Annotated in this window: 20 protein-coding genes, 1 tRNA gene and 1 riboswitch; of the genes, 8 read left to right on the top strand and 13 right to left on the bottom strand. The window is 63.1% G+C overall.

Annotated features, from left to right (window positions below):
• Positions 1–36: 36 nt before the first annotated feature.
• Positions 37–220, bottom strand: a riboswitch (cobalamin riboswitch).
• Between the two features lie 66 nt (positions 221–286).
• Positions 287–1,174 (bottom strand): UTP--glucose-1-phosphate uridylyltransferase GalU, encoded by an 888-nt coding sequence (gene galU, locus ABSY17_RS07755; protein ID WP_378948814.1) that lies wholly within the window; start codon positions 1,172–1,174, stop codon positions 287–289.
• A gap of 249 nt (positions 1,175–1,423) precedes the next feature.
• Here galU and ABSY17_RS07750 point away from each other — a divergent pair, with 249 nt between their 5' ends.
• Both ABSY17_RS07750 and ABSY17_RS07745 read left to right on the top strand, forming a co-directional pair.
• Positions 1,424–2,650 (top strand): lytic murein transglycosylase, encoded by a 1,227-nt coding sequence (locus ABSY17_RS07750; protein WP_378948811.1) that lies wholly within the window; start codon positions 1,424–1,426, stop codon positions 2,648–2,650.
• Between the two features lie 16 nt (positions 2,651–2,666).
• Entirely contained in the window at positions 2,667–3,941 is a 1,275-nt protein-coding gene (locus ABSY17_RS07745; RefSeq protein ID WP_378948808.1) for a DUF459 domain-containing protein, read from the top strand.
• 201 nt (positions 3,942–4,142) lie between these two features.
• Here ABSY17_RS07745 and ABSY17_RS07740 read toward each other — a convergent pair whose 3' ends face one another.
• A complete protein-coding gene (locus ABSY17_RS07740) occupies positions 4,143–5,597 on the bottom strand; it encodes a glutamate synthase subunit beta (protein WP_378948806.1) in 1,455 nt (484 codons plus the stop codon).
• A gap of 118 nt (positions 5,598–5,715) precedes the next feature.
• A complete protein-coding gene (gene gltB, locus ABSY17_RS07735; RefSeq protein WP_378948803.1) occupies positions 5,716–10,446 on the bottom strand; it encodes a glutamate synthase large subunit in 4,731 nt (1,576 codons plus the stop codon).
• 492 nt (positions 10,447–10,938) lie between these two features.
• Between gltB and ABSY17_RS07730 the strand changes: the two genes are divergently transcribed.
• Complete coding sequence (locus ABSY17_RS07730) at positions 10,939–11,994, top strand: threonine aldolase family protein (protein ID WP_378948800.1); 1,056 nt, start codon at positions 10,939–10,941, stop codon at positions 11,992–11,994.
• A gap of 311 nt (positions 11,995–12,305) precedes the next feature.
• Here the strand turns inward: ABSY17_RS07730 and ABSY17_RS07725 are convergent, their stop codons facing one another.
• The gene (locus tag ABSY17_RS07725) at positions 12,306–12,773 is read right to left on the bottom strand and encodes an Hsp20 family protein (protein ID WP_378948797.1); all 468 of its coding nucleotides are present in this window, start codon (positions 12,771–12,773) and stop codon (positions 12,306–12,308) included.
• A 452-nt stretch (positions 12,774–13,225) separates the two neighbouring features.
• Between ABSY17_RS07725 and ABSY17_RS07720 the strand changes: the two genes are divergently transcribed.
• A complete protein-coding gene (locus tag ABSY17_RS07720) occupies positions 13,226–14,185 on the top strand; it encodes an alpha/beta fold hydrolase (RefSeq protein WP_378948794.1) in 960 nt (319 codons plus the stop codon).
• Between the two features lie 58 nt (positions 14,186–14,243).
• On the opposite strand, the gene hisN is transcribed toward ABSY17_RS07720, so the two are convergent.
• On the bottom strand, positions 14,244–15,017 hold the full coding sequence (gene hisN, locus ABSY17_RS07715; RefSeq protein WP_378948791.1) for a histidinol-phosphatase: 774 nt from the start codon (positions 15,015–15,017) through the stop codon (positions 14,244–14,246).
• A 329-nt stretch (positions 15,018–15,346) separates the two neighbouring features.
• Positions 15,347–16,237 carry an N-formylglutamate amidohydrolase gene (locus tag ABSY17_RS07710; protein ID WP_378948789.1) on the bottom strand — a complete coding sequence of 297 codons (891 nt, stop codon included), beginning with the start codon at positions 16,235–16,237 and terminating at the stop codon, positions 15,347–15,349.
• A gap of 226 nt (positions 16,238–16,463) precedes the next feature.
• Between ABSY17_RS07710 and cpdR the strand changes: the two genes are divergently transcribed.
• Entirely contained in the window at positions 16,464–16,826 is a 363-nt protein-coding gene (cpdR, locus tag ABSY17_RS07705) for a cell cycle two-component system response regulator CpdR (RefSeq protein ID WP_018429348.1), read from the top strand.
• 102 nt (positions 16,827–16,928) lie between these two features.
• Positions 16,929–17,003, top strand: a tRNA-Val gene (locus ABSY17_RS07700).
• On the opposite strand, the gene ABSY17_RS07695 is transcribed toward ABSY17_RS07700, so the two are convergent.
• Positions 16,992–17,315 (bottom strand): hypothetical protein, encoded by a 324-nt coding sequence (locus ABSY17_RS07695; protein ID WP_378948786.1) that lies wholly within the window; start codon positions 17,313–17,315, stop codon positions 16,992–16,994. The two genes, ABSY17_RS07700 and ABSY17_RS07695, sit on opposite strands and share 12 nt — an antisense overlap.
• Positions 17,316–17,585: 270 nt before the next feature.
• Here ABSY17_RS07695 and ABSY17_RS07690 point away from each other — a divergent pair, with 270 nt between their 5' ends.
• Positions 17,586–19,040 (top strand): glycosyltransferase family 39 protein, encoded by a 1,455-nt coding sequence (locus tag ABSY17_RS07690; RefSeq protein ID WP_378948783.1) that lies wholly within the window; start codon positions 17,586–17,588, stop codon positions 19,038–19,040.
• Between the two features lie 213 nt (positions 19,041–19,253).
• Positions 19,254–19,496: a hypothetical protein gene (locus ABSY17_RS07685; RefSeq protein ID WP_378948781.1), complete on the top strand. Its 243-nt coding sequence runs from the start codon at positions 19,254–19,256 to the stop codon at positions 19,494–19,496.
• Positions 19,497–19,576: 80 nt separating this feature from the next.
• Here ABSY17_RS07685 and ABSY17_RS07680 read toward each other — a convergent pair whose 3' ends face one another.
• The 6 genes from ABSY17_RS07680 to ABSY17_RS07655 are packed head-to-tail and all read right to left on the bottom strand — an operon-like array spanning position 19,577 to position 26,432.
• Positions 19,577–21,232, bottom strand: a complete 1,656-nt coding sequence (locus ABSY17_RS07680; protein WP_378948778.1) for a GMC family oxidoreductase — start codon at positions 21,230–21,232, stop codon at positions 19,577–19,579.
• A gap of 10 nt (positions 21,233–21,242) precedes the next feature.
• Positions 21,243–22,019, bottom strand: a complete 777-nt coding sequence (locus ABSY17_RS07675) for a 3-ketoacyl-ACP reductase (protein WP_378948775.1) — start codon at positions 22,017–22,019, stop codon at positions 21,243–21,245.
• Entirely contained in the window at positions 22,016–23,524 is a 1,509-nt protein-coding gene (locus ABSY17_RS07670; protein WP_378948772.1) for a GMC oxidoreductase, read from the bottom strand. Before ABSY17_RS07670 ends, ABSY17_RS07675 begins: the two co-directional genes overlap by 4 nt.
• 1 nt (position 23,525) lies before the next feature.
• A complete protein-coding gene (locus ABSY17_RS07665; protein WP_378948770.1) occupies positions 23,526–24,641 on the bottom strand; it encodes an ABC transporter ATP-binding protein in 1,116 nt (371 codons plus the stop codon).
• 4 nt (positions 24,642–24,645) lie between these two features.
• Positions 24,646–25,521 carry a carbohydrate ABC transporter permease gene (locus ABSY17_RS07660; RefSeq protein ID WP_378948767.1) on the bottom strand — a complete coding sequence of 292 codons (876 nt, stop codon included), beginning with the start codon at positions 25,519–25,521 and terminating at the stop codon, positions 24,646–24,648.
• Positions 25,518–26,432 carry a carbohydrate ABC transporter permease gene (locus ABSY17_RS07655; protein ID WP_378948764.1) on the bottom strand — a complete coding sequence of 305 codons (915 nt, stop codon included), beginning with the start codon at positions 26,430–26,432 and terminating at the stop codon, positions 25,518–25,520. The genes ABSY17_RS07660 and ABSY17_RS07655 overlap by 4 nt, the downstream gene beginning before the upstream one ends.
• Between the last annotated feature and the right edge of the window lie 11 nt (positions 26,433–26,443).

Raw genomic sequence — 26,443 nt, 5'->3', positions numbered from 1 at the left:
TTGCGATAGAAACGGCGTCCGCCCGCCTGACCATGCGGTGGACCATTTCTGCCAGGCCGGTCTTCTGGCTCGAGTTCAACCCGCAACAGCACCTTCCCGCTCCTGCGAACAGTGGCACTTGCCGATGCGGTCCCTCATACAGCGTTGGGCACGCCACGGATTTTCACCGTGTTCCCGATTCTCCCGCATTGCTGCGGGCACCTAGCGGACCGTCTTTAGAGGCCGGCAGGGCACGATGCCACCCCCCGCGCGTCCAAAACCGGCGCGCGGGCGACATGGCAATCGGTTAGCGGCGGGCCTTCGTCTCGCGCAACAGGCCTTCGATCACGTCTGCCATATGCGCATTGAGATCGGTGCGCGACAGCGCGAAAGCGACATTTGCCTCGACGAAGCCTTCCGGCGAGCCGCAGTCGAAGGTCCGGCCGCGATAGTGGTAGCCGTAGAAGTGCTGGGTCTTCTCGAGCTTCAGCATCGCGTCGGTGAGCTGGATCTCGTCGCCCGCGCCGCGCTCCTGCTTGGCCAGTAGGTCGAAAATCTCCGGCTGCAGGATGTAGCGGCCATTGATATACAAGTTCGACGGCGCGGTGCCGGGCTTCGGCTTCTCCACCATGCCTTCGATCTCGAAGCCGGTGTGAACCGCCCTGCCCTTGCCGACGATGCCATATTTGTGCGCCTCGGCCGGATCGCACTCCTGCACGGCGACGATGTTGTTGCCGGTCTCGGCGTAAAGCTCGACCATTTCACGCATGCAGCTCTTTTCCGACTGCATGATCATGTCGGGCAGAAGCAGCGCGAAGGGCTCGTCGCCTACCAGTTCGCGCGCGCACCACACCGCATGGCCAAGGCCGAGCGGCACCTGCTGGCGGGTGAACGAGGTCTGGCCCGGCGCCGGCTGCAACTTCTGCAGGCGTTCGAGCTGCTCGCTTTTACCGCGCTGTGCCAGCGTATCGTAGAGTTCGAACTGGACGTCGAAATGGTCTTCGATGACCGCCTTGTTGCGACCGGTGACGAAGATGAAATGCTCGATGCCCGCCTCGCGGGCCTCGTCGACCACATACTGGATGACCGGCCGGTCAACCACCGTCAGCATTTCCTTCGGAATCGACTTCGTGGCCGGCAGGAAGCGTGTGCCCAGGCCTGCAACGGGAAATACTGCCTTGCGAACTCGTTTCATTGGGTGGTCGTCCGACGATGGTTTGTGACTGTCGGCGCGGGTTCTGCCACACCGGCATTGAAGAATATTGAATGCGTTCACACATTCGCCGTCGTCGTGCAAGATGATGGATCACGCGATCTTGATTGCTCCGCCAAGTCAGGCACAATCCCAAGATCGGCTTTTCGTTCCCTCGGGGGTCCATGGTAAACCGATTGATAACCTGGTTCGGCGATGAATCGACTTTCTGATCTCTCCTTGGAGGAAAGAATGCCCCTTCGCAAAACCGCCAAAGGCCTGGCAGGCTTCGTCGCGATTGCCGGACTGTCGTTCGCGCTGATGTTGCCAGCAGGCCCGGCCGCAGCAGAGCCCGGATTCCAGCGCTGGGTGGCGAGCTTCCGCGCTGTCGCCGCCGACAACGGCATCTCCGGATCGACCTATGATCGCGCTTTCCGCGGCGTGACTTCGGCCGACCCGGAAGTTTTGGAGAAAGCCCGCTACCAGCCTGAATTCACAGCACCAGTCTGGGACTATTTCGACAACCGCGTTCATGACCAGTCGATCGCGGTCGGGCGCGAGATGGCGCGCAAGTGGAAGCCCTGGCTCGACCGTATCGAAGCGACCTACGGTGTCGACCGCTATGTGCTGCTTGCCATCTGGTCGATGGAATCGAACTACGGCGAAATCCTCAAGAACGACAAGGTGATGCGCAATGTCGTGCGCTCGCTGGCAACGCTTGCCTATGGCGACGAGCGCCGCGCCAAATTTGCCCGCACCCAGTTGATCGCCGCACTCAAGATCCTGCAGCGCGGCGACATCGACGAGAGCCACCTGATGGGCTCGTGGGCAGGAGCGATGGGCCACACCCAGTTCATCCCGACCAGCTACCAGGCCTACGCGGTCGATGCAGACGGCAACGGACGCCGCGATATCTGGAATTCGGTTCCCGACGCGCTCGCCACCGCTGCCAATCTGCTGAAGAAGAACGGCTGGCAGACGGGCAAGACCTGGGGCTACGAGGTCGTGCTGCCAGAGGGCCGCAAATTCCCTGCTGGATCGCTGACACTCGAAAAATGGGCAGCACTCGGCGTCGAACGTGCCAATGGCAAGGCCTTCAAGCGCGGTTCGGACGTCGCCGAACTCAAGGCCCCCGACGGACGGGGCGGCCCCGCCTTCCTGATGACCAAGAACTTCCAGGTCATCAAACGCTACAACAACGCTGACAAATATGCCCTGGCGGTCGGTCTTCTTGCCGACGAAATTGCCGGCTATGGTGGATTGGTGCAGGACTGGAAGCGGCCTTTCACCAAGCTCAGCTTCGAGGAAAAGCAGGAACTGCAGAAGCGGCTGTCGGCCCATGGCTATTACGACGGCAAGGCTGACGGCAAGATCGGCGAAGGCTCGCGCCTGGCGATCAAGACTTTCCAGGCACGCCTGGGCTTGACGCAGGACGGCCATCCGAGCATGGAAGTGCTCAAATGGCTGAGGCGGGATTAGCAATCGGAGGTTGTCCTTGGCATCGTCGCGTCGTCCGAGATTTTCGCTGCTACGCCTGACGATGCCACTGGTCGCGGTGGCGGTCGGCCTGACCGCCATTTCGGTTTCCGCGCCAACCCCCGCCCTCGCCCAGGAAGGCATTTTCCGCCGCTGGTCGCTGCGCGACCTGTTCATGCCGCGCCGCGAACCGCGCGTCGATCCCTACTATTATGTCGTGCCCCAGGCACCGCCGCGGAAACTCCGCAAGCCCCAGCGCAAGCCGAAGCCTGCGGTCGATGCGGGTGCGGGGCCGCACGTGCGTACGGTGAGGAAGCCGGCCGTGCCGGCCCAGCCGGCCGTGCCAGTGATCGAAAAGGCAGCCGACGCGCGTGTCGTGCTGGTCATCGGCGACTTCCTCGGCGCGGGCATCGCCGAGGGGCTTTCCACCGTTTTTGCCGAGAACGCCAAGATCCGCATCGTCGACAAGACCAGCGGCTCTTCCGGCCTCGTGCGTGAGGATTTCCACAACTGGCCCGAGCAGGCCAAGGCACTGATCGAACAGCAAAAGCCGGCTGCGGTCGTGGTCATGATGGGCTCCAACGACCGCCAGCAGATGCGCGTCGGCAACAATAGTGAGCCGCCGTTGAGTGCAGGCTGGATGAAGGAATACACGGCCCGCAGCGAGAGGCTGGCCAAGGCGATTGCCGAGACCAAGGTGCCGTTCGTCTGGGTCGGCATGCCGGCCTTCAAGTCGTCCAAGATGAACACTGACATGCTTGCCTTCAACGACGTCTACCGCGCCGTTACCGAAGCGGCAGGCCGCGAGTTCGTCGATGTATGGGACGGCTTCGTCGACGAGAACGGTGCCTTCGTCACCAGCGGCCCCGACATCAACGGCCAGCCCGTGCGCCTGCGCGCCGACGACGGCATCAACGTCACCCGTGCGGGCAAGCGCAAGCTCGCCTTCTACGCCGAAAAGCCGCTAGACAAGATCTTGGGCATTGTCCCCGGCGGCAGCGAAATCGCACTGCCGGCCAACCTGCCACAGGCGGTTCCCGGCGCGCCGAAGGCACCCGTCAACATCGACCGCACCGTGCCGGTGTCGCTCTCCGACCCCGAACTCGACGGCGGCAGCGAATTACTGGGCGCGCAGGCCGCCCCCAAGGGCGAACCGACTTCCCCTGGCGAGAAGCTGGTCGTGCAAGGGGTCGCGCCGAAGGCGCCGCGCGGCCGCGCTGACGATTTTTCCTGGCCGCCCAAGCCGCTCCCGGCTGCACCAGGAACCGAGACGACTTCGGCGGTCAAGCGGTAAGGTACTCGGGTTGCGGGTGCGTCCTTCGAGGCTCGCCCGCGAAGCTCAGGATCATTGCCTCAGATAGCAGCGAGGGCTCGCACCTCAGGATGAGTACCGTTGGCGCCAACAGTGCTCATCCTGAGGTGCGAGCCCTCACAATCATTTCAGGGCTGTGGATGACGTCTGCGGGCGAGCCTCGAAGGACGCACCCGCAATCCGTCAGCGCGGCAGGACGCTCGAACCCATCAGCGCCTCGTCGATGGCGCGCGCGGCCTGACGGCCTTCGCGGATCGCCCAGACCACCAGCGACTGGCCGCGGCGGATATCGCCGGCGACATAGAGCTTGTCGATGTTGGTCTTGTAGTCGAGGTCGTTCGCCGAGACATTGGTCGAGCGGCGGGCGTCGGTTGCGATGTCGAGCTTGCCCTCGAGTTCCTTGACCACGCCGCCTGATATCGGGCCGGCAAATCCGATGGCGATGAAGGCGAGATCAGCCCGGATGACGAAGTCGGTGCCGGGGATCGGCTTGCGCTTCTCGTCGACCTCGCAGCACTTCACGCCGGTCAGCTGGCCGTCTTCACCGATAAACTCGAGGGTCGCCACCTGGAATTCGCGTTGCGCGCCTTCGGCCTGCGACGAGGAGGTGCGCATCTTGGTCGCCCAATAGGGCCACACCGCGAGCTTGTTTTCCTTTTCCGGCGGCTGCGGACGGATGTCGAGCTGGGTGACGCGGACCGCGCCCTGGCGGAACGCCGTGCCGACGCAGTCGGAAGCGGTGTCGCCGCCGCCGACGACCACGACATGCAGGCCGCTGGCGAGGATCGGCTCGGACGGCCAGGCGACCGACTGGATGTCCTCACCGCCGATACGCTTGTTCTGCTGGACCAGATAAGGCATTGCATCATGCACGCCCTCAAGGTCGTCACCCGGAATGCCGGCGGGACGCGGCGTCTCGGAGCCGCCGCAGTAGAGCACCGCGTCATGCTCGGCCAGGAGCTCGGCGACAGGCTTGTCGACGCCGACATTGACGCCGCAGTGGAAGGTCACGCCCTCGCCCGCCATCTGCTCGACGCGGCGGTCGATATAGTGCTTCTCCATCTTGAAGTCGGGAATGCCAAAGCGCAACAGGCCGCCGGGACGGCTCTCGCGCTCATAGACATGGACGTCGTGGCCCGCACGGCCGAGCTGCTGTGCGGCGGCCATGCCGGCCGGGCCCGAACCGATGATGGCGACCTTCTTGCCGGTCTTCTGCTCCGGCGGATAGGGACGGATGTAGCCGGTCTCATAGGCCTTGTCAGCGATTGCCTGCTCGACCGTCTTGATCGCGACCGGAATGTCCTCGAGGTTCAGCGTGCAGGCTTCCTCGCAAGGCGCGGGGCAGATGCGGCCGGTGAATTCAGGGAAATTGTTGGTCGAATGCAGGTTGCGGATCGCGTTGTCCCAGTCGCCATTGTAGACGAGGTCGTTCCAGTCCGGGATCTGGTTGTGCACCGGGCAGCCCGTCGGGCCATGACAGAACGGAATGCCGCAATCCATGCAGCGTGCGGCCTGCTTTTCGACCTCCTTGTCGGACATCGGCAGCGTGAACTCGCGGAAATGCCGGATGCGGTCGGAAGCCGGCTGGTACTTGTGCACCTGCCTGTCGATTTCGAGAAAACCTGTAACCTTGCCCATCGTAACTCTCGTCAGTCATGCCCGGCGTTTCGGCGCGGGCGTAGAATTCCACCACTTCAAATGAAGCATGCGATGGCGCAGCACCCGCTCGGGCGCCGCGCCGAAAGGACGGTCGCGGTCACTCCGCCGCGACGTTCATCCTCATGCGCTCCATCTCGATCAGCGCGCGGCGGTACTCCACCGGCATGACCTTGCGGAATTTGGGTCGGAAGCTCGCCCAGTCGTCGAGGATCTGCTTGGCGCGGGTCGAACCGGTGTAGTGCATGTGGTTCGAGATAAGCTGCACCAGGCGCTCCTCGTCGTGACGGGTCATGTCGCCGGACACGTCGACGCGGCCCTTGTGGGCAATGTCGCCGCCGTGATGGTGCAGCTTCTCGAGCATATCGTCCTCTTCGGGAACCGGCTCGAGCTCGACCATCGCCATATTGCAGCGCTCGGCGAAATCACCTTCCTCGTCGAGCACATAGGCAACACCACCCGACATGCCGGCCGCGAAGTTGCGGCCCGTCTTGCCTATGACGACAACGACGCCGCCGGTCATGTACTCGCAGCCATGGTCGCCGACGCCCTCGACGACGGTAACCGCGCCCGAATTGCGGACGGCGAAACGCTCGCCCGCCACGCCGCGGAAATAGCACTCGCCCTCGATGGCACCGTAGAGCACGGTATTGCCGACGATGATCGACTCCTCGGCGACAATCTTGGTGTCCTCCGGCGGGCGGATGACGATGCGGCCGCCCGACAGGCCCTTGCCGACATAGTCGTTGCCGTCGCCGACGAGCTCGAACGAGACGCCGCGCGTCAGGAACGCACCGAAGGACTGACCGGCCGTTCCGGTCAGCTTGACCGAAATGGTGTCCTCGCGCAGGCCCTTGTGCTTGAAGCGCTTGGCAACTTCGCCCGACAGCATGGCCCCAGTCGAACGGTCGACGTTGCGGATCGTGGCTTCGATCTTCACGGGCTGGCGCGCGTCGAGCGCGGGCTTGGCCTCGGCGATCAGCTTGCGGTCGAGCACGTCGTCGATCGGGTGCTTCTGGCGCTCGGTCCAGTGAAGCGCCTCGCGCGGCGCGTCCGGCTTGTAGAACACCTTGGAGAAATCGAGCCCGCGCGCCTTCCAGTGGCTGATGAGTGCACGCTTCTCCAGAAGATCGGCATCGCCGATGATCTGGTCGAGATGGGTGTAGCCCATCTGGGCGAGAAGCTCGCGCACCTCTTCTGCGACATAGAAGAAATAGTTGATGACGTGCTCGGGCGTGCCCTTGAAGCGCTTGCGCAGCACCGGGTCCTGGGTGGCGACGCCAACCGGGCAGGTGTTGAGATGGCACTTGCGCATCATGATGCAGCCGGCGGCAATCAGCGGCGCGGTCGAGAAGCCGAACTCGTCGGCGCCCAGAAGCGCGCCGATGATGACGTCCCGTCCGGTGCGCAGGCCACCGTCGACCTGGAGTGCGACGCGGCTGCGCAGGCCGTTCAGCACCAGGGTCTGGTGGGTCTCGGCCAGGCCCATCTCCCACGGGCTGCCGGCATGCTTGAGCGAGGTGAGCGGCGAAGCGCCCGTGCCGCCGTCATAGCCAGAGATCGTGATGTGGTCGGCGCGCGCCTTGGCGACGCCCGCCGCAACCGTGCCGACGCCCACTTCCGACACCAGCTTGACCGAAACGTCGGCCGCCGGGTTGACGTTCTTCAGGTCGTAGATCAGCTGCGCCAGATCCTCGATCGAATAGATGTCGTGATGCGGCGGCGGCGAGATCAGGCCCACGCCTTGCGTCGAGTGGCGGGTCTTGGCGATGGTCGCGTCGACCTTGTGGCCGGGCAACTGGCCGCCCTCGCCGGGCTTGGCACCCTGGGCCACCTTGATCTGCATCATGTCGGAGTTGACGAGATATTCCGTCGTCACACCGAAACGACCGGAGGCCACCTGCTTGATCGCCGAGCGCTCGGGGTTCGTCGAACCGTCGGGCAGCGGCAGGTAGCGATCCGGCTCCTCGCCGCCCTCGCCCGTGTTCGACTTGCCGCCGATGGCGTTCATGGCTCGCGCCAGCGTGGTGTGCGCCTCGCGGCTGATCGAGCCGAAAGACATCGCCCCGGTCGAGAATCGCTTGACGATCTCGGCGGCCGGCATCACCTCGTCGATGGAAACCGGCTTGCGGCCGCACTCTTCCGCCGTCTTGATGTGGAACAGGCCGCGGATCTGCTGGGCCCGCGCCGTCTCGCTGTCGATCTGTGCAGAGAACTCCTTGAAGGTCGACCACGAGCCCTGGCGCACCGCGTGCTGCAGCGATGCGACCGCATCGGGGGTCCACATGTGGGCTTCGCCACGCATGCGGTACATGTACTCGCCACCCACTTCGAGCGCATTGCGCAGCACCGGATCGGTGCCGAAGGCATCCGCGTGGCGGTTGACGGTCTCCGCCGCGATCTCCTCCAGCCCGACGCCCTCGATGTTGGTCGCGGTGCCGGTGAAGTACTTGTCCACGAAGTCCGACTTCAGGCCGATCGCGTCGAAGATCTGCGCGCCGCAATAGGACTGGTAGGTCGAGATGCCCATCTTGGACATGACCTTGAGGATGCCCTTGCCGATCGACTTGATGTAGCGGCCGACGAGCTCGGAAGCATCGACCTCCGGCGGAAACTCGCCGCGCTTGTGCATGTCGATCAGCGTGTCGAAGGCGAGATAGGGATTGATCGCCTCGGCGCCGTAGCCGGCGAGGCAGCAGAAGTGGTGCACTTCTCGCGGCTCGCCCGATTCGACAACCAGGCCGACAGAGGTGCGCAGGCCCTTGCGGATCAGGTGGTGATGCACCGCAGCCGTCGCCAGAAGCGTCGGGATGTCGATACGATCAGGGCCGATCTGGCGGTCGGACAGGATGATAATGTTGTAGCCACCGGCAACCGCAGCTTCCGCACGCTCGCACAGCCGCTCGATGGCCGCCGGCATGCCGGCGGCACCTTCTGCGGCCGCATAGGTGATGTCGATGGTCTTGGTGTCGAAGCGGTCCTCGGTGTGGCCGATGGAGCGGATCTTTTCGAGATCGGCATTGGTCAGGATCGGCTGGCGCACCTCGAGCCGCTTGCGCCGCGACGAGCCGACGAGGTCGAAGATGTTCGGACGCGGCCCGATGAACGACACCAGGCTCATCACCAGCTCCTCGCGGATCGGGTCGATCGGCGGGTTGGTGACCTGGGCGAAGTTCTGCTTGAAATAGTTGTAGAGCAGCTTCGGCTTGTCCGACATCGCCGCGATCGGCGTGTCGGTGCCCATCGATCCGACCGCTTCCTGGCCGGTCGTCGCCATCGGCGACATCAGAAGCTTGGTGTCTTCCTGGGTATAGCCGAAGGCCTGCTGGCGATCGAGCAGCGAGACATCCTTGCGCAGCTCGCGCGGCTCGACCGGCTTGAGCTCCTCGAGGATCAGCTGGGTGTTGGCCAGCCACTTCTTGTAAGGGTGCTTTGTGGCGATCTCGGACTTGATCTCCTCGTCGGAGATGATGCGGCCCTTGACCAGGTCGATCAGCAGCATCTTACCGGGCTGCAGACGCCACTTCTTGACGATGTGCTTTTCCTCGACCGGCAGCACGCCGGCCTCGGAGGCGAGGATCACGCGGTCGTCGTCGGTGACGATGTAGCGGGCCGGGCGCAGACCGTTGCGGTCGAGCGTGGCACCGATCTGGCGGCCGTCGGTGAAGGCCACCGCTGCCGGGCCGTCCCACGGCTCCATCAGTGCCGCATGGTACTCGTAGAACGCCTTGCGGTCGGCATCCATCGACTTGTTGCCGGCCCAGGCTTCCGGGATCAGCATCATCATGGCATGCGCCAGCTTGTAGCCGCCCTGGAACAGGAACTCGAGCGCGTTGTCGAAGCAGGCGGTGTCCGACTGCCCCTCATAGGAGATCGGCCACAGCTTGGAGATGTTGTTGCCGAACAACTCGCTGTCGACCGAAGCCTGGCGCGCCGCCATCCAGTTGTTGTTGCCGCGCACCGTGTTGATCTCGCCGTTATGCGCGACCATGCGGTACGGGTGAGCAAGCTTCCACGACGGGAAGGTGTTGGTCGAAAAGCGCTGATGGACCAGGATCAGCGCCGTCTCGAAGCGCGGATCGTTGAGGTCCTTGTAGTAGGCGCCGACCTGGTTGGCCAGGAACATGCCCTTGTAAACGATGGTGCGCGCCGACAGCGACACGCAATAGGCACCGACGTCCTTGTTGTCGTTCTCGGCATAGATGCGGCCGGAAATCACCTTGCGCAGCAGGTAGAGGCGCGCCTCGTATTCCTCGTCGTCGTCGATGTCGGGGGTGCGGCCGATGAACACCTGAAGGTGGTACGGCTCGGCGGCGACGATTTCCGGGGCCTTCGAAAGCGAGGCGTTGTCGACCGGAACGTCGCGGAAGCCGATCAGCGGCAAACCTTCCGACTGCGCCGACTCGCGGATGATGTCGTTGATGTGCTCGCGCAGTGCTGCATCCTGCGGCATGAACCAGTGGCCGACGCCGTAGTCGCCGGCCTTCGGCAGTTCGATGCCCTGCTTGGCCATCTCCTCGCGAAAGAAACGGTCGGGGATCTGCACCAGCACGCCGGCGCCGTCGCCGACCAGCGGGTCGGCTCCCACCGCGCCGCGATGCGTCAGGTTCTCGAGCATGAACAGCCCGTCCTTGACGATCTGGTGAGACTTCACGCCCTTCATCTGGGCGATGAAGCCGACGCCGCAGCCATCATGCTCGTTGCGCGGATCGTAGAGGCCATGCGCTGCATAGCCGGTGGTGGTTCGGAGATGACCGTTTTTATAGTTGGCCGCTTTCGTCTGCGCGGCCGGCACAAAATCCGTCGTCACAGATGGCGTCAACTCCGTCATCGTCTCTCTCTCCATTCCGGCCCGATCCAGGGCAGTTCTCATTGGGACGGCAACATGCCGGTCCGCTCACTCTCAGATATGACTTCGATATGCTTGCGGCGCAGTGCCTTTGGCCGGCACCGAACCGCCAGTCGGGACAGGACAGACAGGACCGGATGCGCTCCGGTTCGCCCTGTGACCCTAGCTCGCAGCGGGAGCCGGACGTAATGTCATCATACGCCAATCGGGTCCGCCTTGGGCAGATAAATAAGACAGCAGTACTGTCCTAAATTTCTAATGACAGAATTCCAGAAATCGCACAAGACCGATTCACCAACTTTTTGCACTGCGAAAGACAGAAAATTACAACAGGCGATGGTCCTGCGTAATTTTTGAACAACCGGTAAAAATCCGGTTTTGGCTGTTTCAATCGATTTTTCGGAGCGCGGCCTTGATGCCGCCGGCCAAATCCGCTCTAGCTCGACATCCCCTGCCACATTACGGACGGACGGAATGTTCTTCGCATCTGACAATTGGGCTGGCGCGCATCCCGCGATCGCCGAACGGCTTTCGGCAAACGCACCGGGCTTCAGCCGCGGCTATGGCGACGGTGACCTCGACCGCGCCGTCTATGAACGGTTCGGCGAAATCTTCGAGCGCGAGGTGGCGGTGTTCTTCGTGGCGACGGGCACTGCGGCCAACTCGCTTTCGCTCGCCGCCTACGCCAAGCCCGGCGGCATCTCCTTCGGCCACCGCGAGGCCCACATCATAGAGGACGAATGCGGCGCGCCCGAATATTTCGCCCAAGGGTCGCGGCTCTATCCCGTCGACGGCCCGCTCGGCCGCATGGATCTCGGTAATCTCAAGCGCGCCGTCGGCCGCTTCGCTTCGGAAAATGTCCATGGCGGGCGCCCGGCGGCGATATCGATGACCCAGTCGACCGAGGTCGGCACGATCTACAGCCTCGATGAAATCTCGGCGATCTCGGCCGTCGCCAGGCACCATTCGCTGCCGCTGCACATGGACGGCGCGCGTTTTGCCAATGCGCTGGTAGCGCTCGACGTTACGCCTGCGGAAATGACCTGGAAGCGCGGCGTCGACATCGTCTCCTTCGGCGGCACCAAGAACGGCTGCTGGTGTGCCGAGGCTGTGGTCATGTTCGATCTCGACCGCGCCAAGGAGATGCATTTCCTGCGCAAGCGCTCGGCCCAACTGTTCTCCAAGTCGCGCTTCATCTCGGCCCAGTTCGATGCCTATTTCGACGGCGGCCTGTGGCTGGAGACGGCCCGCCACGCCAACGCAATGTCGGCCAGGCTGGCCGCAACAATTGACAGCGCGCCCGTCGCGCGACTCGGCTGGCAGCCCGAGGCCAACGAGGTGTTCGCGATCATCGACAAGAAGATAGCGGAGAAGGCCCAGGCATCAGGTGCCGTCTTCTACGAATGGAACGTGCCCGCATCCCTTGCCGGACAGGTCGGGGACAACGAGGCGCTCTACCGCTTCGTTACCTCCTTCGCCACGACCGCCGAAGAAATCGGCCGATTCGGCGATCTTCTCACTCAACGGTGAAAAGGCTCAATGAGGACCGCGTGGTACATCGAGTACTATGATCGCCAGAACGATAAATTCGTACAGCAAGTAAGGCTTGCAAACATCGACCTACCTCAATTGAGAGCTCTATACGGGGAGCCTGCCGATGCCCCAATGGTGGACGCCTATCCTATCGGCCGAGGACACTTGTCGGGGTTAGAGCAAATGACGGGGCCCAATATCGATATTGAAAATTACGACTGCTTCATCATGCAGTTAAATATCTCTTCCTAAGACAAAAAGGCGGCACCCGAGGGCGCCGCCTTTTCTCCTTGGGAGGAGCGTTCCGGTTAGTTGACCGTATTGGCCTCGATCTGCTTGGCTTTGGCCGGCGCAGCCGTGATTTCGATCCTGCGCGGCTTCATCTCCTCAGGGATGTTGCGCTTGAGGTCGATGTGCAGCAGGCCGTTCTTGAGCACGGCACCGACAACCTCGACGTGATCGGCGAGTTGGAATCGGCGCTCGAAGGCGCGCGAGGCGATGCCGCGATAAAGCAGCTCCGAACCTTCGCCAGTGCCTTCATTGGCGCGGTCGCCCTTCACCGTCAGCACGTTGCGGTGGGCCTCGATCGAAATCTCGCTTTCCGAGAAGCCGGCAACCGCCATGCTGATGCGGTAGGCATCCTCGCCAGTGCGCTCGATGTTGTAGGGCGGATAGGTCTGGGCGCCATCGGGCTGGCCAAGCGAATCGAGCATGCCGAAGAGGCGGTCGAAACCGACGGTCGAGCGATAGAGCGGGGAAAAATCGACGTGACGCATGTGTGTTCTCCGTTGAGCAACAAGGTTTGCGTTTGACCTGTGCCGAAACCCATTCTGGCGTGTCGGCGGTGGTCAGCGGCCCCTAAATCGGGCGCCGCATCAGACATTTGGGTGCCCGCCACAGCCATTTCAAGGGAGCTCGAAGCGGCTTCTTTTCGCCTCCTCGATGAACCGAAAATGAACCGCCCCTTCGGCCACCGTTCAGGTGGCGCGCTGTAGAAATGGCCTCAAGTTCAAGAACAGGCAGCGCCACACGGCGCCGCTTATCGAGGCCGAGCCGGGTGTAACGTCCCTTCCTCCCGGAACGACAGAGGCCGGAGGCATCCCGCAAGCTGCCTCCGGCTTCATTCGTCCGTGCCATCAAACGGAATTCCTTTGATTTTCGCGGCCGCGCTTTCTATCACCCTGAGGTGAAGCCAGATCCACCGGCAGCGAGTTCACCGAAGCGCCCGATGACGGACCTTTTCCACGAAATCCCCGACAATCCGGTTCCGGAAGGCGCCACGGGCGGCAACTTTGCCGCGCATGACGGCAAGCGCCTGCGCTACGCCTTGTTCCGCGCGAAATCGCGACCGTTCAAAGGGACCGTCGTCCTGCTGCCCGGCCGCAATGAATGTATCGAAAAATACTTCGAGACGATCAGCGACCTCGGCGCGCGCGGCTATGCCGTCGCCACCTTCGACTGGCGCGGCCAGGGCGCATCGCAGCGCCTGCTGCGCGACGGTCATCGCGGCTACGTCAAAAGCTTCGACCACTATGTTCGCGACCTCGAGGAGTTCTTCCAGCACATCGTGCTACCCGATTGTCGCGGCCCGTTCTTCATGCTCGCCCATTCGAGCGGCGCGCTGATCGCCATGCTTTCCGCCCCGTCGATGGTCAATCGCGTCCAGCGCATGGTGCTGTTAACGCCGTTCCTGTCGGTCGCCGGCGCGCCTTTGTCGATGAAATGGATCAAGCGCATCGGCACGGCGCTATGCTGGATGGGGCTTGGCCGGCTCTACGCCGCCTGGGGGCCGCGCCCACGCGAGGGCACCCCCTTTGCGCTCAACAAGCTGACCAGCGACGAGCGCCGCCACCGCCGCAACACGCTGATCTACGAGACCTTTCCAGAACTGTCGGTCGGCGGACCGACCGTTGCCTGGCTGCGCGCGGCGGCGAAGGCATCTGAAAAAGTCCGCGACCCGGCCTTCATCGCCGCACTCAAGGTGCCGATGCTGATCGTCACCGCCGGCGCCGACGAGGTGGTATCAACGCGCGATGTCGAGGATTTTGTCGCCCGCACCCGGGCTGCCTCGTTGCTTACGATCGACGGCGCCCGCCACGAACTCCTGCAGGAGGCCGACATCTATCGGGAGCAGGTGCTGGCGGCGTTCGAGGCCTTTGTGCCCGGAACGCTGGCGCCCGTCGAGTAGCGCCGCCGTTTGGCACGCAAAGGCGCCAAACAGCCAGCCTGCTTGCGAAATGAGCGGATCAGCCCCTGAGAACCGCCATCGCCGCGGCGTGCAGTTCCGGCGTTGCCGCCGCGATGATGTCGCCGCCATTCTCCGCCGGACCGCCATCAAAGGTGGTTACGATGCCGCCGGCCTGCTCGATGATCGGTATCAGCGCCACGATGTCATAGGGCTTGAGGCCCGGGTCGACGACGATGTCGACCTGGCCCGCGGCCACCATGGCGAAGGCGTAGCAATCGGTGCCGTAGCGCGCCAGTTGCACCTGGGTTTCCAACTGGTCGTAGCGCTTACGCGCCTCGCCCTTGAACAGCGCCGGCGTGGTTGTGAACATGGTCGCTTCGGAAAGTGCTGTGGTCTTGCGCACCTCGAGCCGGCGCGGACCGCCCGGCCCCTCGTAATGCGAACCGTTGCCGTCGGCATAGAACAGCTCGCCGGTGAAAGGCTGCGACATCAGCCCGGCAACCGCGTTGCCCTCGACCGTCAGCCCGACCAGCGTGCCCCAGACGGGCAGGCCGGAGATGAAGGCGCGCGTGCCGTCGATCGGGTCGATGACCCAGACATGGCTGCTGGAGGTGTTTTCGCTGCCATGCTCCTCGCCAAGGATGCCGTGCTCGGGGAACTGAGCATTGATCAGGGCGCGGATGGCGCGCTCGGCCTCCTGGTCGGCCTCCGTCACCGGGTCGAAGCCCCCTGCCACCTTGTTTGCTACCGCTCCCTGCCGGCGGAACCGCGGCAGCGTCTCGGCAGCTGCGGCACTTGCGATTTTTCGCATGAACTCGGCGTCGATCATCATTCACCCCGTCTAGAGCATCTTGCAGCCAGATGCGCACGCCTGGCGTTGCACAAATGTGGCAAAAACAAAGAGATAGAGCAGCAACCCCAATTTATCCGGGCGTCCGCCGCGCTAGCTGTGACGTGGATGCCACAACCTGCGTGTTAGCTGCAATAGCCACGTCGCCTGGCACTAAAGGAGCCCGAAGCGCCTTGACTCTTGTGCGGTGCACAATAAATTCGCGATTGGACAGGTTTTCTTGTCCATGCCCACTTTGGGCGTTTCCTCCCTAGACTCCGACCGCTCTCCGGGGCGGTCTTTTTTTTACCTCATAGCCGAGTTCGCGGCGCCTATTCCGCCGCCAGCGGCAGGTCGACGAAGTGGTGGTCGGGCGCCGCCATCAGATCGGCGGAAAACCGAGCCAGATCATCGGCAAGCGCATAGAATCCGGCCGATTTGCGCAACGTCTTCTCGTCCATGTAGAGCCCGCGATTGATCTCGATCTGCAGCGCGTGGAGATTGCGCGCCGGCCGGCCGTAATGTTCGGTGATGAAGCCGCCAGCATAGGGCTTATTGTGCGCCACGGCATAGCCCATCGCCGACAGCAGCCCAATCGCCCGTTCCGAAAGTGCTGCCGACGCCGAGGTGCCGAAGCGGTCACCGACAATGAAATCAGGCCGCATGCCGCTATCGCCGATACGGATGGACGCCGGCATCGAATGGCAATCAACAAGCACGGCATAGCCGAATCGCGCGTGGGTGCGCGTGACCAGCCGCTTCAGAGTCTCGTGATAGGGCTTGTAGACGCATTCGATACGGCCAATGGCTTCCGCCAGTGGCAGCCGGCCCGCATAGATGTCGAGCCCCTCGCCGACCAGCTTGGGAACGGTGCCGAGACCGCCGGCGACGCGCGCCGAGCGGATGTTGGCGAATGGCGGCACCGGTTCCGCAAACATGCGAGGATCGAGTTCCCATGGCTCGCGGTTGACGTCGAGATAGGCACGCGGGAAATGCGCAGTCAGCATCGGTGCGCCAAGCGCCACCGCAGCGCCGAACAGTTCGTCGACATAGCAATCCTCGGATCGTCGGATCGCCATGGCGTCGAGCTTGGTCATCGCCAGGAACCGCTCGGGATAACAGCGCCCGCTATGCGGCGAATTGAACACGAACGGCACGCGCTGCTCGGCACACGTCCTGATCTCGAACGGCGGCAGTACCGAGAAATCTTCTGCTGGCGTCATCTGGCGTGATGGACCTGCGAAATACGCTCTTTCATCGCCCAAAGGTGCCACCTGCGACCGGCGCTGTCCAGCATTTCGCGGCAAACGCCCGGGTGGACGCTCTGCCCATGCGTCAGTCTCCTGACACGGCATTCACTTGATGTTTACCGTCGGGGACTCATATAGAAGATGGTTAACGAAGCCCCGCTGGGGGGCGGCTTCGACCGCTAATTCGGACGGGATACTGATGGCACGCATTCTTCTGGCAGAAGACGACGACGATATGCGTCGCTTCCTGGTCAAGGCGCTGGAACGCGCCGGCTACCAGGTCAGCGACTTCGACAATGGCGCCAGCGCTTACGAGCGGCTGCGCGAGGAACCCTTTTCGCTGCTTCTGACCGACATCGTCATGCCGGAGATGGACGGAATCGAGCTGGCGCGCCGCGCCACCGAGATCGATCCCGACCTCAAGGTGATGTTCATCACCGGCTTCGCGGCGGTGGCGCTCAACCCTGATTCGAAGGCACCGCGCGACGCAAAGGTGCTGTCGAAGCCATTCCACCTGCGCGATCTCGTCAACGAGGTCGAAAAGATGCTGCACGCGGCCTGAGGCTCTCCCTGCGTCAGCAGGGGAAATGTTGATCCGGCGCATTTTCCGCCAAACGCACTATTGACGCGCCGGATCAAAAATGGTGTATCCGCCCCATCGGATGGGCGTGTAGCTCAGCGGGAGAGCACTGCATTGACATTGCAGGGGTCACAGGTTCAATCCCTGTCACGCCCACCATCCGAACTCCCTGGAAACCTTGAGAAAATCGGCTTCCAGCCTTCCCCAAAAAGACCCATTGATTTCGCTGCTTGTCACACTCTGGTCACCGCAAGGGGTCCGTAATGGGTAGCGTAAATTTGCGCGCCTGCTGAACGCTCCGCATTTCACCACGCTACCGACAACGAGCTCCTTTGCCGGCGGCGGGCCCGTGATGATCAGCGCTCGGCCAGCATACCCGAATCGATTCGCGGCAAACACGATGCGCAACTTCAGCTCGGCCTCGCGGCTGAAGCGGATAACATCCTGACTGGCAGGATCAGGCGCTGCCATGCCCTCACCACGAAATTCAAATGTGCAGGATCCGGACCGAGCAATGCTCCAGAGCAATCGCCGACGGCGGTGGCTGCGGCTGACCGCACACAAGGCTTGAGCCACGCCCCTTTGCAGCGAGGCGTCTACCCGATAGATTGGCAACCACAGGTGGATGGAATGCACAGTCCGTAAAATTTTACATTGAGGGTCTGACAGAGGCGGCAAACCGGGCACCACTCGCGCCGACTTACAGATCACCTCCGCCTTCAGGTCAGATCGGCAATCTCCATGAGAAGCACGTCGACCGTACAGAGGCTGTCCAATCTGGCTCGCAAGAACCGGATGCTCTCTTTTCTTGGCCTTTTGTGCCTGCTGCAGGTCGCCGTGCTCAGTTCCATCCGCACCGGAACCAGCTACGACGGCGCCGAGCAACTGCTCTACACCCAGAACCTCGAATGGGGATATGGCCGGTCGCAGCCGCCCCTCTACACCTGGCTGCTGATCGGCATCCAGCAGCTATTCGGGGTCAACCAGTTTTCAGAAAACCTGCTGAAGTTCTCGCTGCTGTTTGCCCTGTTCGTCCTGATGTGGCGGATTGCGCTTCGGCTGGGGTTCAAGGCGGCCACCGCAAGCACCATCGCTGCCTCCCCGTTCCTGGTGATCGAGATTGGCTGGGAGGTGCAGCGCAACTACTCGCACTCGGTCCTCCTGCTCGCACTCACTGCGGCTTTCGCACTTTGCTACCTCAGGGTCCAAGCAGTGCGAAGCACGGCAGGCTATGTCGCCCTTGGCCTGATCTTCGGTCTGATGCTGCTGACCAAATACAATGCCGTGCTGTTTGTCCTGGCACTCGTTGTGGCCGACCTGATTGCCTTGCGCAAAGGCGGTGTGTTCCGGTCCTGGAAGGCGGTCGCGATACCGGTGATAGCCGCAGGACTGGTGACGCCCCATGCCCTGTGGGCGCTCGACAACGCCAATCACGTCCTGGCCCTGACGCACAAATTCGCCATTGCCGCCCCTGGCAACGGCATCGCAGCACGTGCGCAGGGGCTGTTGTCATTTGTTATCGCCTGCGCCTCGATTTTGGCGATCCCTGCGCTGATGGCAGGGCTGCATCGCGGCTGGACCATAGCCTACCCGGACCCGCACGGTACCAAGCGGGTCTTCGTCCTCTGGACGACGTGGGCAATCGCTTTCGGGCTCGTTCTCGTGCTGGTCTCGGGCACCACGAACGTCAACGTCCGCTGGATGCTGCCGCTTGCGATACCTGCCCTACAGATCCTGTGCGGCGTCGTTTGCGACGCCGAGCCGCGCACAGATCGCCATTTCAAGTTTCTGGCGATTACACTGGCCGTGTTGGCCACAGCGGGACAATGGATCGAGAGCTGGACTGACACGCGCAAGGGCTATGACTACGGCGAGTTGATGAAGGTGGTCGCCGAAACGACCGGCGCGTCGGAGTTTTTGATCAACGACTACGCCGTCCTGGCCAACCTCAGGCTGTACGCTCCCCAGGTCCGCGTTCTCAACCCGGTCATGCCTGCGGCAAAATCGTTCCCCCTGAACAAGCCAGTCATGATCTGGACGGGTGGCAACAACCGCGCCGACGAGATGTTACGATTTGCCCGCGCGCTGGGCGCATGCGTCGCCGAACCGGTTCCCCATGCCTACACGCTGAATTCCCGCGGCCACCGCCACCAGTTGACCGTCCACTATCAGGCCCTGAAGACCGACTGCGGTTAAAGGTAGCGCCATTTCCATCAAATACGGCCACTGACAGATATCCATACCGGTCAGGCGGCACAGTCCGTGTCTTTCGGCACCAGGCGCAGAACACTAGCCCAGCATAAATTGGCAACGAGAGCCGGAACCTATCTCAGCGCTAGTAGTTTACCTGCGCAGGAGAAATTCCGAGCAAGCATTTTGCCTTGTCCTGGATGTCAGAGGAGGACACTCATGAAAAGAATCGTTCTCGCCTTGGCTGCGGCAAGCTTCGTCCTGTTTCCCGCTTTCGCCGCCGACGGCGTGGTGAAGGAATACAACAAGGAAGCGCGCGTCATCACGCTTGAAGATGGGACGAGTTACACAATTCCTGATGATGTCGCGATCCCGCCGGAAGTGAGGGTCGGTGCCAATGTCTCGATCGAGACGGACCCGAACGACAACAGCCAGGTCACCAACGTTCTCATGAATCCATGACTGAGCGCGCCTACCAGTTCGGTCGGAGGCCACGGACACCAAGCTGCCCGTGGCCTTTCGCTTGAATGGACAGCTGCGGCCTACCTGACCTCGGCGCGCGCCCGCGGGCGGGCATCATTGCGCTCGTGGGCGAAAATGACAGGCGGCAGCGGCTCGCGGTTCCGGACGATGTCGGCGCCTTTTTCGCCGACCATGATCGTCGGCCCGTTGGTGTTGCAGGAGGGCACGCGCGGCATCACAGAACTGTCGCAGACGCGCAGGCCCTCGATGCCGCGCACCTTGAGTTCGAGGTCGACAACAGCCATGTCGTCGGTGCCCATCTTGCAGGTGCCGACGGGATGGTGATCGGTCTTGGCGTTGGCGCAGCCATAATCGAACAGGTCCTCGTCGCTGACCTTGCCGGGCCCCGGCAGCCGCTCGGCCAGCACGAACGGCTTGAGCGCCGTCTGCTGCATGATCTCGCGCGCGATCCTGAGACCCTCGATCGACATCTTGCGGTCGTGCGGATCGGCCCAGTAGTTCGGATCAATCAGGGGGGCCGCCGCCGGATCGTTCGAGGCGAGCCGCACCGTGCCGCGCGAGCGCGGATGCAGATAGGCCGAGTTCAGCGTCACCCCCGCATTCTTGAGTCGTGCAACGCCGGCCTCGATGCCCGAGCCAAGGCCTAAGTGGAACTGGATGTCGGGCGAGCGCGCATCGGGATCAGCATACCAAAAGCCACCGGTCTCAAAGAGGCTCGACGTCACCGGGCCGCTGCGGAACAGCACATATTGCAGCCCTGCCCACAGCGTGCGGTGAAGCTTCGCGACATTGTCGTAGGTGTGATCTCCCGTGCATTCGGAGATGACGAACAGGTCGAGATGGTCCTGCATGTTCTCGCCGACGCCCTTGAGGTCGTGGACGACTGATACACCGACGCTTTTGAGATGATCGGCCGGGCCGATGCCCGACTGCAGCAGCAGCTTGGGCGAGCCGATCGCGCCCGACGAGACCAGCACCTCGCGCGTCGAGCGGATGATCTCGACACCATTGCCGCTGGCCACCTCGACGCCGACCGCCCTGCCCTTTTCGACCACGATGCGGGCGACCCGCGCGCCGAGACGGACCGTCAGGTTGCGACGATCCTTGATCGGATCGAGATAGCCCATGGCCGCCGACGAGCGGCGCTTGTTGCGCTGGGTCAGCTGGTAGAAACCGACGCCGGCCTGTTGGCGGCCGTTGAAGTCGTGATTGTAGGGAATGCCGAGCTCCTGGCCGGCGCGGATATAGGCGTCGCAGATCGGCAGCGCCGCCGACGGCATCGACACCCCAAGCGGCCCGCCATAGGAATGATAGTCGTCGGCGAAGCGCTGATTGTCCTCGCAGCGCTTGAAGTAGGGCAGCACCGATCGGTAGTCCCAGCCGGTGCAGCCGTCCTCACTCGCCCACAGATCGTAGTCGGCAGCATTGCCGCGTGTGTAGAGCTGGGCGTTGATGCTGGAGCCGCCGCCAATCACTTTGGCCTGGGTGTAGCGCAGCACGCGGCCCTTCATGTGTCTCTGCGGCACGGTCTCCCAGCCCCAGCTTGCCACGCCCTTAGTCATCTTGGCGAAGCCAGCCGGCATGTGGAACAAAGGATTCCAGTCGCCGCCGCCGGCTTCCAGCAGCAAAACGCGCACGTCAGGATCCTCGCTCAGCCGGTTGGCGAGCACGCAGCCGGCGGGGCCAGCACCTGTGATGATGTAGTCGTAGGTCATCGTCCTGCTCTCACAGTCGCGCGACCGACAGCGCGCCGTCGGCCTTGATGATCGAACCGCTGGCGAAGCCGAAGGCGCCGCCGGCAAGTGCGGCGGCGATGCGGCCGATATCATCGGGCTCGCCCCAGCGTTTTGCTGGCACCAGCCCGTCGGCGATCAGCCGGTCGTATTTTTCCGCCACCTTGGCGGTCATGTCGGAACGGATGATGCCTGGCCGGATCTCGAAGACGTCGATGCCGGTGCCGGCGAGCCTGAGCGTCAGGCCTTGTGTGAAGGCGGCGAGCCCGGCCTTCGACATGCAGTAGTCGAGCCGCTCGGGAGAGGTCATTTCGGCCGAGATCGAGGTGATGTTGATCACGGTTCGGCGCTGGCCCGACAGCGGAATGGCCAGCATCGCCCTGAGCACGGCCTGGGTAAAGAACACCGTGCCGCGCAGATTGACCGCCATGATGGCGTCGAAATTCTCTGATGTGAGTTCGAGGAAGTCCCCGCGCACCCTGGAGGCGATGCCGGCATTGTTGACCAGGCAGTCGACCCGCCCGAAATGCTCCACGATCTTCGCCACCGTCGCGGCATGGCCGCCAATGTCGGCGAGGTCGGAGGCGACGAACAGTACCTTGGCACCGTGCATTTCAAGGCCGGACACGGCGTCGGCCGCAGCCCGGTCCTCCTCGCGATCGGTGATGGCGAGGTCGAAGCCCGCTTCGGCAAGCGCCTTTGCGACGGCAAGGCCGATGCCGCGGCGCGCACCGGTCACCAGCGCCACCGGTTTCGCCTGGGCGCTCATGCCGCGAGGTCCTTCGTGGCGATGTGGTCGGCGACGCGCAGCGCCTGCGCTGCAATCGTCAGCGCCGGATTGACCGCCGCCGAGGTCGGCAGGAAGCTCGCATCGACCACGAACAGGTTCGGGTGGTCGAAAGCGCGACACCAAACGTCGAGCGGCGCGTCCTTGGGGTCCTTGCCCATCCGCACGGTGCCGCACTGGTGCGAGGGCGTGCGCTTGTCGAAGGCGCGGGACATGACAACAGGAAAGCCTGCACTACGCAGCACCGCCTTGAGCTTCTCCACCAGCTTCAGATGCGTGTCCCAGTTGGTGCGCACCCATTTGAGCACGATGCGGTCGCCGTCGACCATCACACGGCTTTCCGGCGACGGCAGGTCCTCGCTGATCGCGTAGAAGTCGATCGAATGCGCCGCGATCAGGTTCAGCAGCCATTCCGGCACCGACGGCATCACGCCTTTCAGGATCGTGCCCGAAACGCGCCCGAGCAGTTGCACATTGCCGAGCGGCGGTCCGCCCTCGCCGTCCGAGAGGTAGAAATCGTTGAAGCCGAAAGTCTTCTGGTAGACAGAATCGTTGCGGAACCACGGGCTGAGCGCAATCACCGCCGTCGAGTTGTGGTTCATGAAGTTGCGGCCGACCTGGTCGGAGCTATTGGCAAGTCCGTTCGGATAGGCGTCGTTGGCTGAGCGCAGCAGAAGTGTCGCCGACTGCACCGCACCTGCCGACAGGATGACAAGCTTCGGCCTGAGCACCCGGCTCTCGCCAGCTTGCGTGAAGTGCACCGCTGATATGTTGCGCCCGTCGGGATCGGTCTCCAGCCGCGTCACCTTCGCGCCGGTCTGCAGCCTGACGTTTTCATGCTTTAGCGCCGCCGCGAGTGCTGCCGTCTCGGCGTCCATCTTGCCGTCGAAGCTGTTGGGGTGAGCGTCCCACGGCGTCTTGCCCTTGGCGAGCCAGCGCTCGATGTCGACACCGAGCGGCAGCGAATAGGGATGTACGCCCTTGGCCGTAAGGCGCGCCCGCAGCTTGGCGATTGCCGGCTCGTCGGCGATCGGCGGCAAGCCATAGGGCTTGGAATGCGCGGGCTCGGTCGGGTCTTCGCCCAGCGCGCCGCGCACCTGGTACAGTTCCTCAGCCAGCCCATACCACGGCTCCAGTTCCTCGTAAGGAAACGGCCACGCCGGCGAGATGCCTTCGAGATGGCGCATCTCGGCAAAATCCTCGCGGCGATATCGCGTCAGAACCGCGCCGTAGAATTTCGAATTGCCGCCGACATTGTAGTAGTTGCCAGGGTTGAAGCCGTTGCCGTCTGAATCGTACCAGGTCTCGTCGGGGCGGAAATGGCCACGCTGGAAGATGGCGCGCTGGTCGCGGTTTTCGGGACGGTCCTCAATGTGACCTCCGGTCTCCAGGATCAGGATTTCAGCGCCGGTCGTGGCGAGGCCGGCAGCGACCGTCGCGCCGCCGATGCCAGAGCCGATGATGACGATGTCAGGCGATGCGCTCATGTCAGCCGATACGCAACTGGCTCTTGGGGTCGAAGAAGACCGCCTTGTCGAGATTGAAGGCGAGCTTCGTCGTCTGGCCCGCCGAAATGTGCGCATCGGCGCGCAGGCGCGCCACCACTTCCTTGCCGCCCAGTTTGGTAACGGCGAAGGTATCCGAACCCGCCGGCTCCACCACCTCGATCAGGCAATCGCCCTGGGCGATGGACTTAGCGTTGCGGTCGGCACCGTCGGGATCTGTCAGCGCCTCCGGGCGCACACCAAAGATGATCTCCTTGCCCGAATAGGCGCCGAGCGCGCCGTTCGCCGTCTTGATGGGTAGCGCCAGTGGCCGTTCGCCGGGCCGGTCGAGCACCACGCTCAACCCCTCCGCCCCGCCTTCGAGCCTGCCGTTGAGCAGGTTCATCGCCGGCGAACCCATGAAGTCGGCGACGAACATGTTGGCCGGACTGTTGTAGATCTCGGCCGGCGTGCCGAACTGCTGGAGTATGCCGTCCTTGAGCACGGCGATCTTGGAAGCCAGCGTCATCGCCTCGATCTGGTCGTGGGTGACGTAGACGATGGTCGTCTTCATGCGCTGGTGCAGGCGCTTGATCTCGGTGCGCATGTCGACGCGCAGCTTGGCGTCGAGGTTGGACAGCGGCTCGTCGAACAGGAACACTTGGGGATTGCGCACCAGCGCCCGGCCCATGGCAACGCGCTGGCGCTGGCCGCCGGAGAGCTGGCTCGGCTTGCGGTCGAGCAGGTGGCCGATCTGCAAGATGTCGGCGACCTGCTTGATCGCCTTGTCGCGCTCGTCCTTGGGCACGCCGCGGATTTCCATGCCGAAGGCGATGTTCCCCGCGACCGTCATGTTCGGGTAGAGCGCATAGGACTGGAACACCATGGCGATGTCGCGCTTCGACGGATGCAGCCCGTTGACCGACTTGCCGTTGATGGCAATCTCGCCCGAGGTGATCGGCTCCAGCCCGGCAATCGTGTTGAGCAGCGTGGACTTGCCGCAGCCGGACGGTCCGACGAGCACCAGGAATCCGCCCTTGTCGATCTCGATGTTGATGTCCTTGAGGATCTCCACCTGGCCGTAGGACTTGTAGAGACTGCTGATCTTGAGGAACGACATGGGCTTACCCCTTGACCGCGCCGGCCATCAGGCCGCGCACGAAGTAGCGTCCGGAGACGATGTAGACGATGAGGGTGGGAAGCGCCGCAAGGATCGCGCCGGCGAAGTGGACGTTGTATTCCTTCACGCCGGTCGATGAGTTGACCAGGTTGTTCAGCGCCACCGTGATCGGAATGGAGTTAAAGCCGGAGAAGGACGAGCCGAACAGGAAGTCGTTCCAGATGTTGGTGAACTGCCAGATGACGGTGACGACGATGATCGGCCCCGACGACGGCAGCAAAATGCGCCGAAAAATCTGGAAGAAGCTCGCGCCGTCGATCTGCGCTGCGCGCACCAGTTCGGTCGGGAACGCCTCGTAGTAGTTGCGGAAGAACAGCGTGGTGAAGCCGAGGCCGTAGATGGCGTGGATCAGCACCAGCCCGGTGATGGTGCCGGCAAGCCCGGTCAGTCCGAGAATGCGCGCCGACGGGATCAGCACGATCTGGAACGGGATGAAGCAGGCAAGCAGCATCATGCCGAAGACGATGTTGTCGCCCTTGAAACGCCATTTGGTCAGCACATAGCCGTTGAGCGCGCCGAGCATGGTCGAGAGGGCGACGGCCGGCACAACCATCAGCACCGAGTTGAGGAAATAGGGTTTTAGGCCCGTCGGCTGCACGCCGATCTGCGCCGTCGACCAGGCCGACAGCCACGGCGCGATCGTCCATTGCTGCGGCAGCGCCAGCATGTTGCCCTGCCGGATCTCCTCCAGCGGCTTCAGCGAATTGACGATCATCACGTAGAGCGGCAGCAGGTAGTAGACCGCAAACAGGATCAGCACGGCATAGATCAGGGCGCGGGCGAAGACGCCGTTGCGGGTGGCGACTTCCTGGGAGCTCATTTCTTCCTCCCCAGTTCGGAATAGAGATAGGGCACGATGATCGCGAAGATCATCATCAGCATGATGATGGCCGAGGCGGCGCCCATGCCCATCTCGTTGCGGCCGAAGGTGAATTTCTGCATGAACAGCGCAGGCGTCCAGGTCGCAGTGCCGGGGCCGCCGTCAGTCATCGCCACGACAAGGTCGTAGGACTTGATGGCGAGGTGGGCGAGCACCACGAAGGCCGAAAGGAATACCGGCCGCATCAGCGGGATGATGATGCGGCGGTAGATGGTCATGGTCGAGGCGCCGTCGATCTGGGCCGCCTTGATGATCTCGTTGTCGACGCCGCGCAACCCGGCGAGGAACATCGCCATGACGAAGCCGGACGACTGCCAGACCGCGGCGATGACGATGGTGTAGATCGCCATCTTGCCTTCCTTGATCCAGCGGAACGAGAAGCTCTCCCAGCCCCACGACTGCATCACGTGCTCGAGGCCGATGCCGGGATCGAGGAACCATTTCCAGGCGACGCCGGTGACGATGAAGGACAGCGCCATGGGGTAGAGATAGATCGGCCGCAGAAAACCTTCGCCGCGAATCTTCTGGTCGAGGAAGATGGCGAGGCCCAGGCCGATTGCACTGCACACCACGATGTAGAGTACCGAGAATATGGCGAGGTTCTTGAGCGCGGTGATCCAGTTCGGGTGGTTGAACAGCCTGACATAATTGCCGAAGCCGACCCAGGTGGAAAAGTCTGGCAGCAGCTTCGAGCCGGAGAACGACAGGAAGGCTGTGAAGATGATGAAGCCGTAGACGAAGATGAGGATCACCGCGAAGCTCGGCGCCAGCACGATCTTCGGCAGAAGATCCTGCAGCGTCGCACGCGGGTTCGCCACCGCGCGGGGGGCGGTCGTCGTGAGTTCGGCCATGAGTCCAGCCT

Origin of the sequence: Mesorhizobium sp. ANAO-SY3R2 (genome assembly GCF_042466635.1) — a bacterium.
Taxonomy (GTDB): domain Bacteria; phylum Pseudomonadota; class Alphaproteobacteria; order Rhizobiales; family Rhizobiaceae; genus Aminobacter.
The sequence above is the reverse complement of the archived record's forward strand: the minus strand, read 5'-3'. Positions and strand labels throughout refer to the sequence as shown.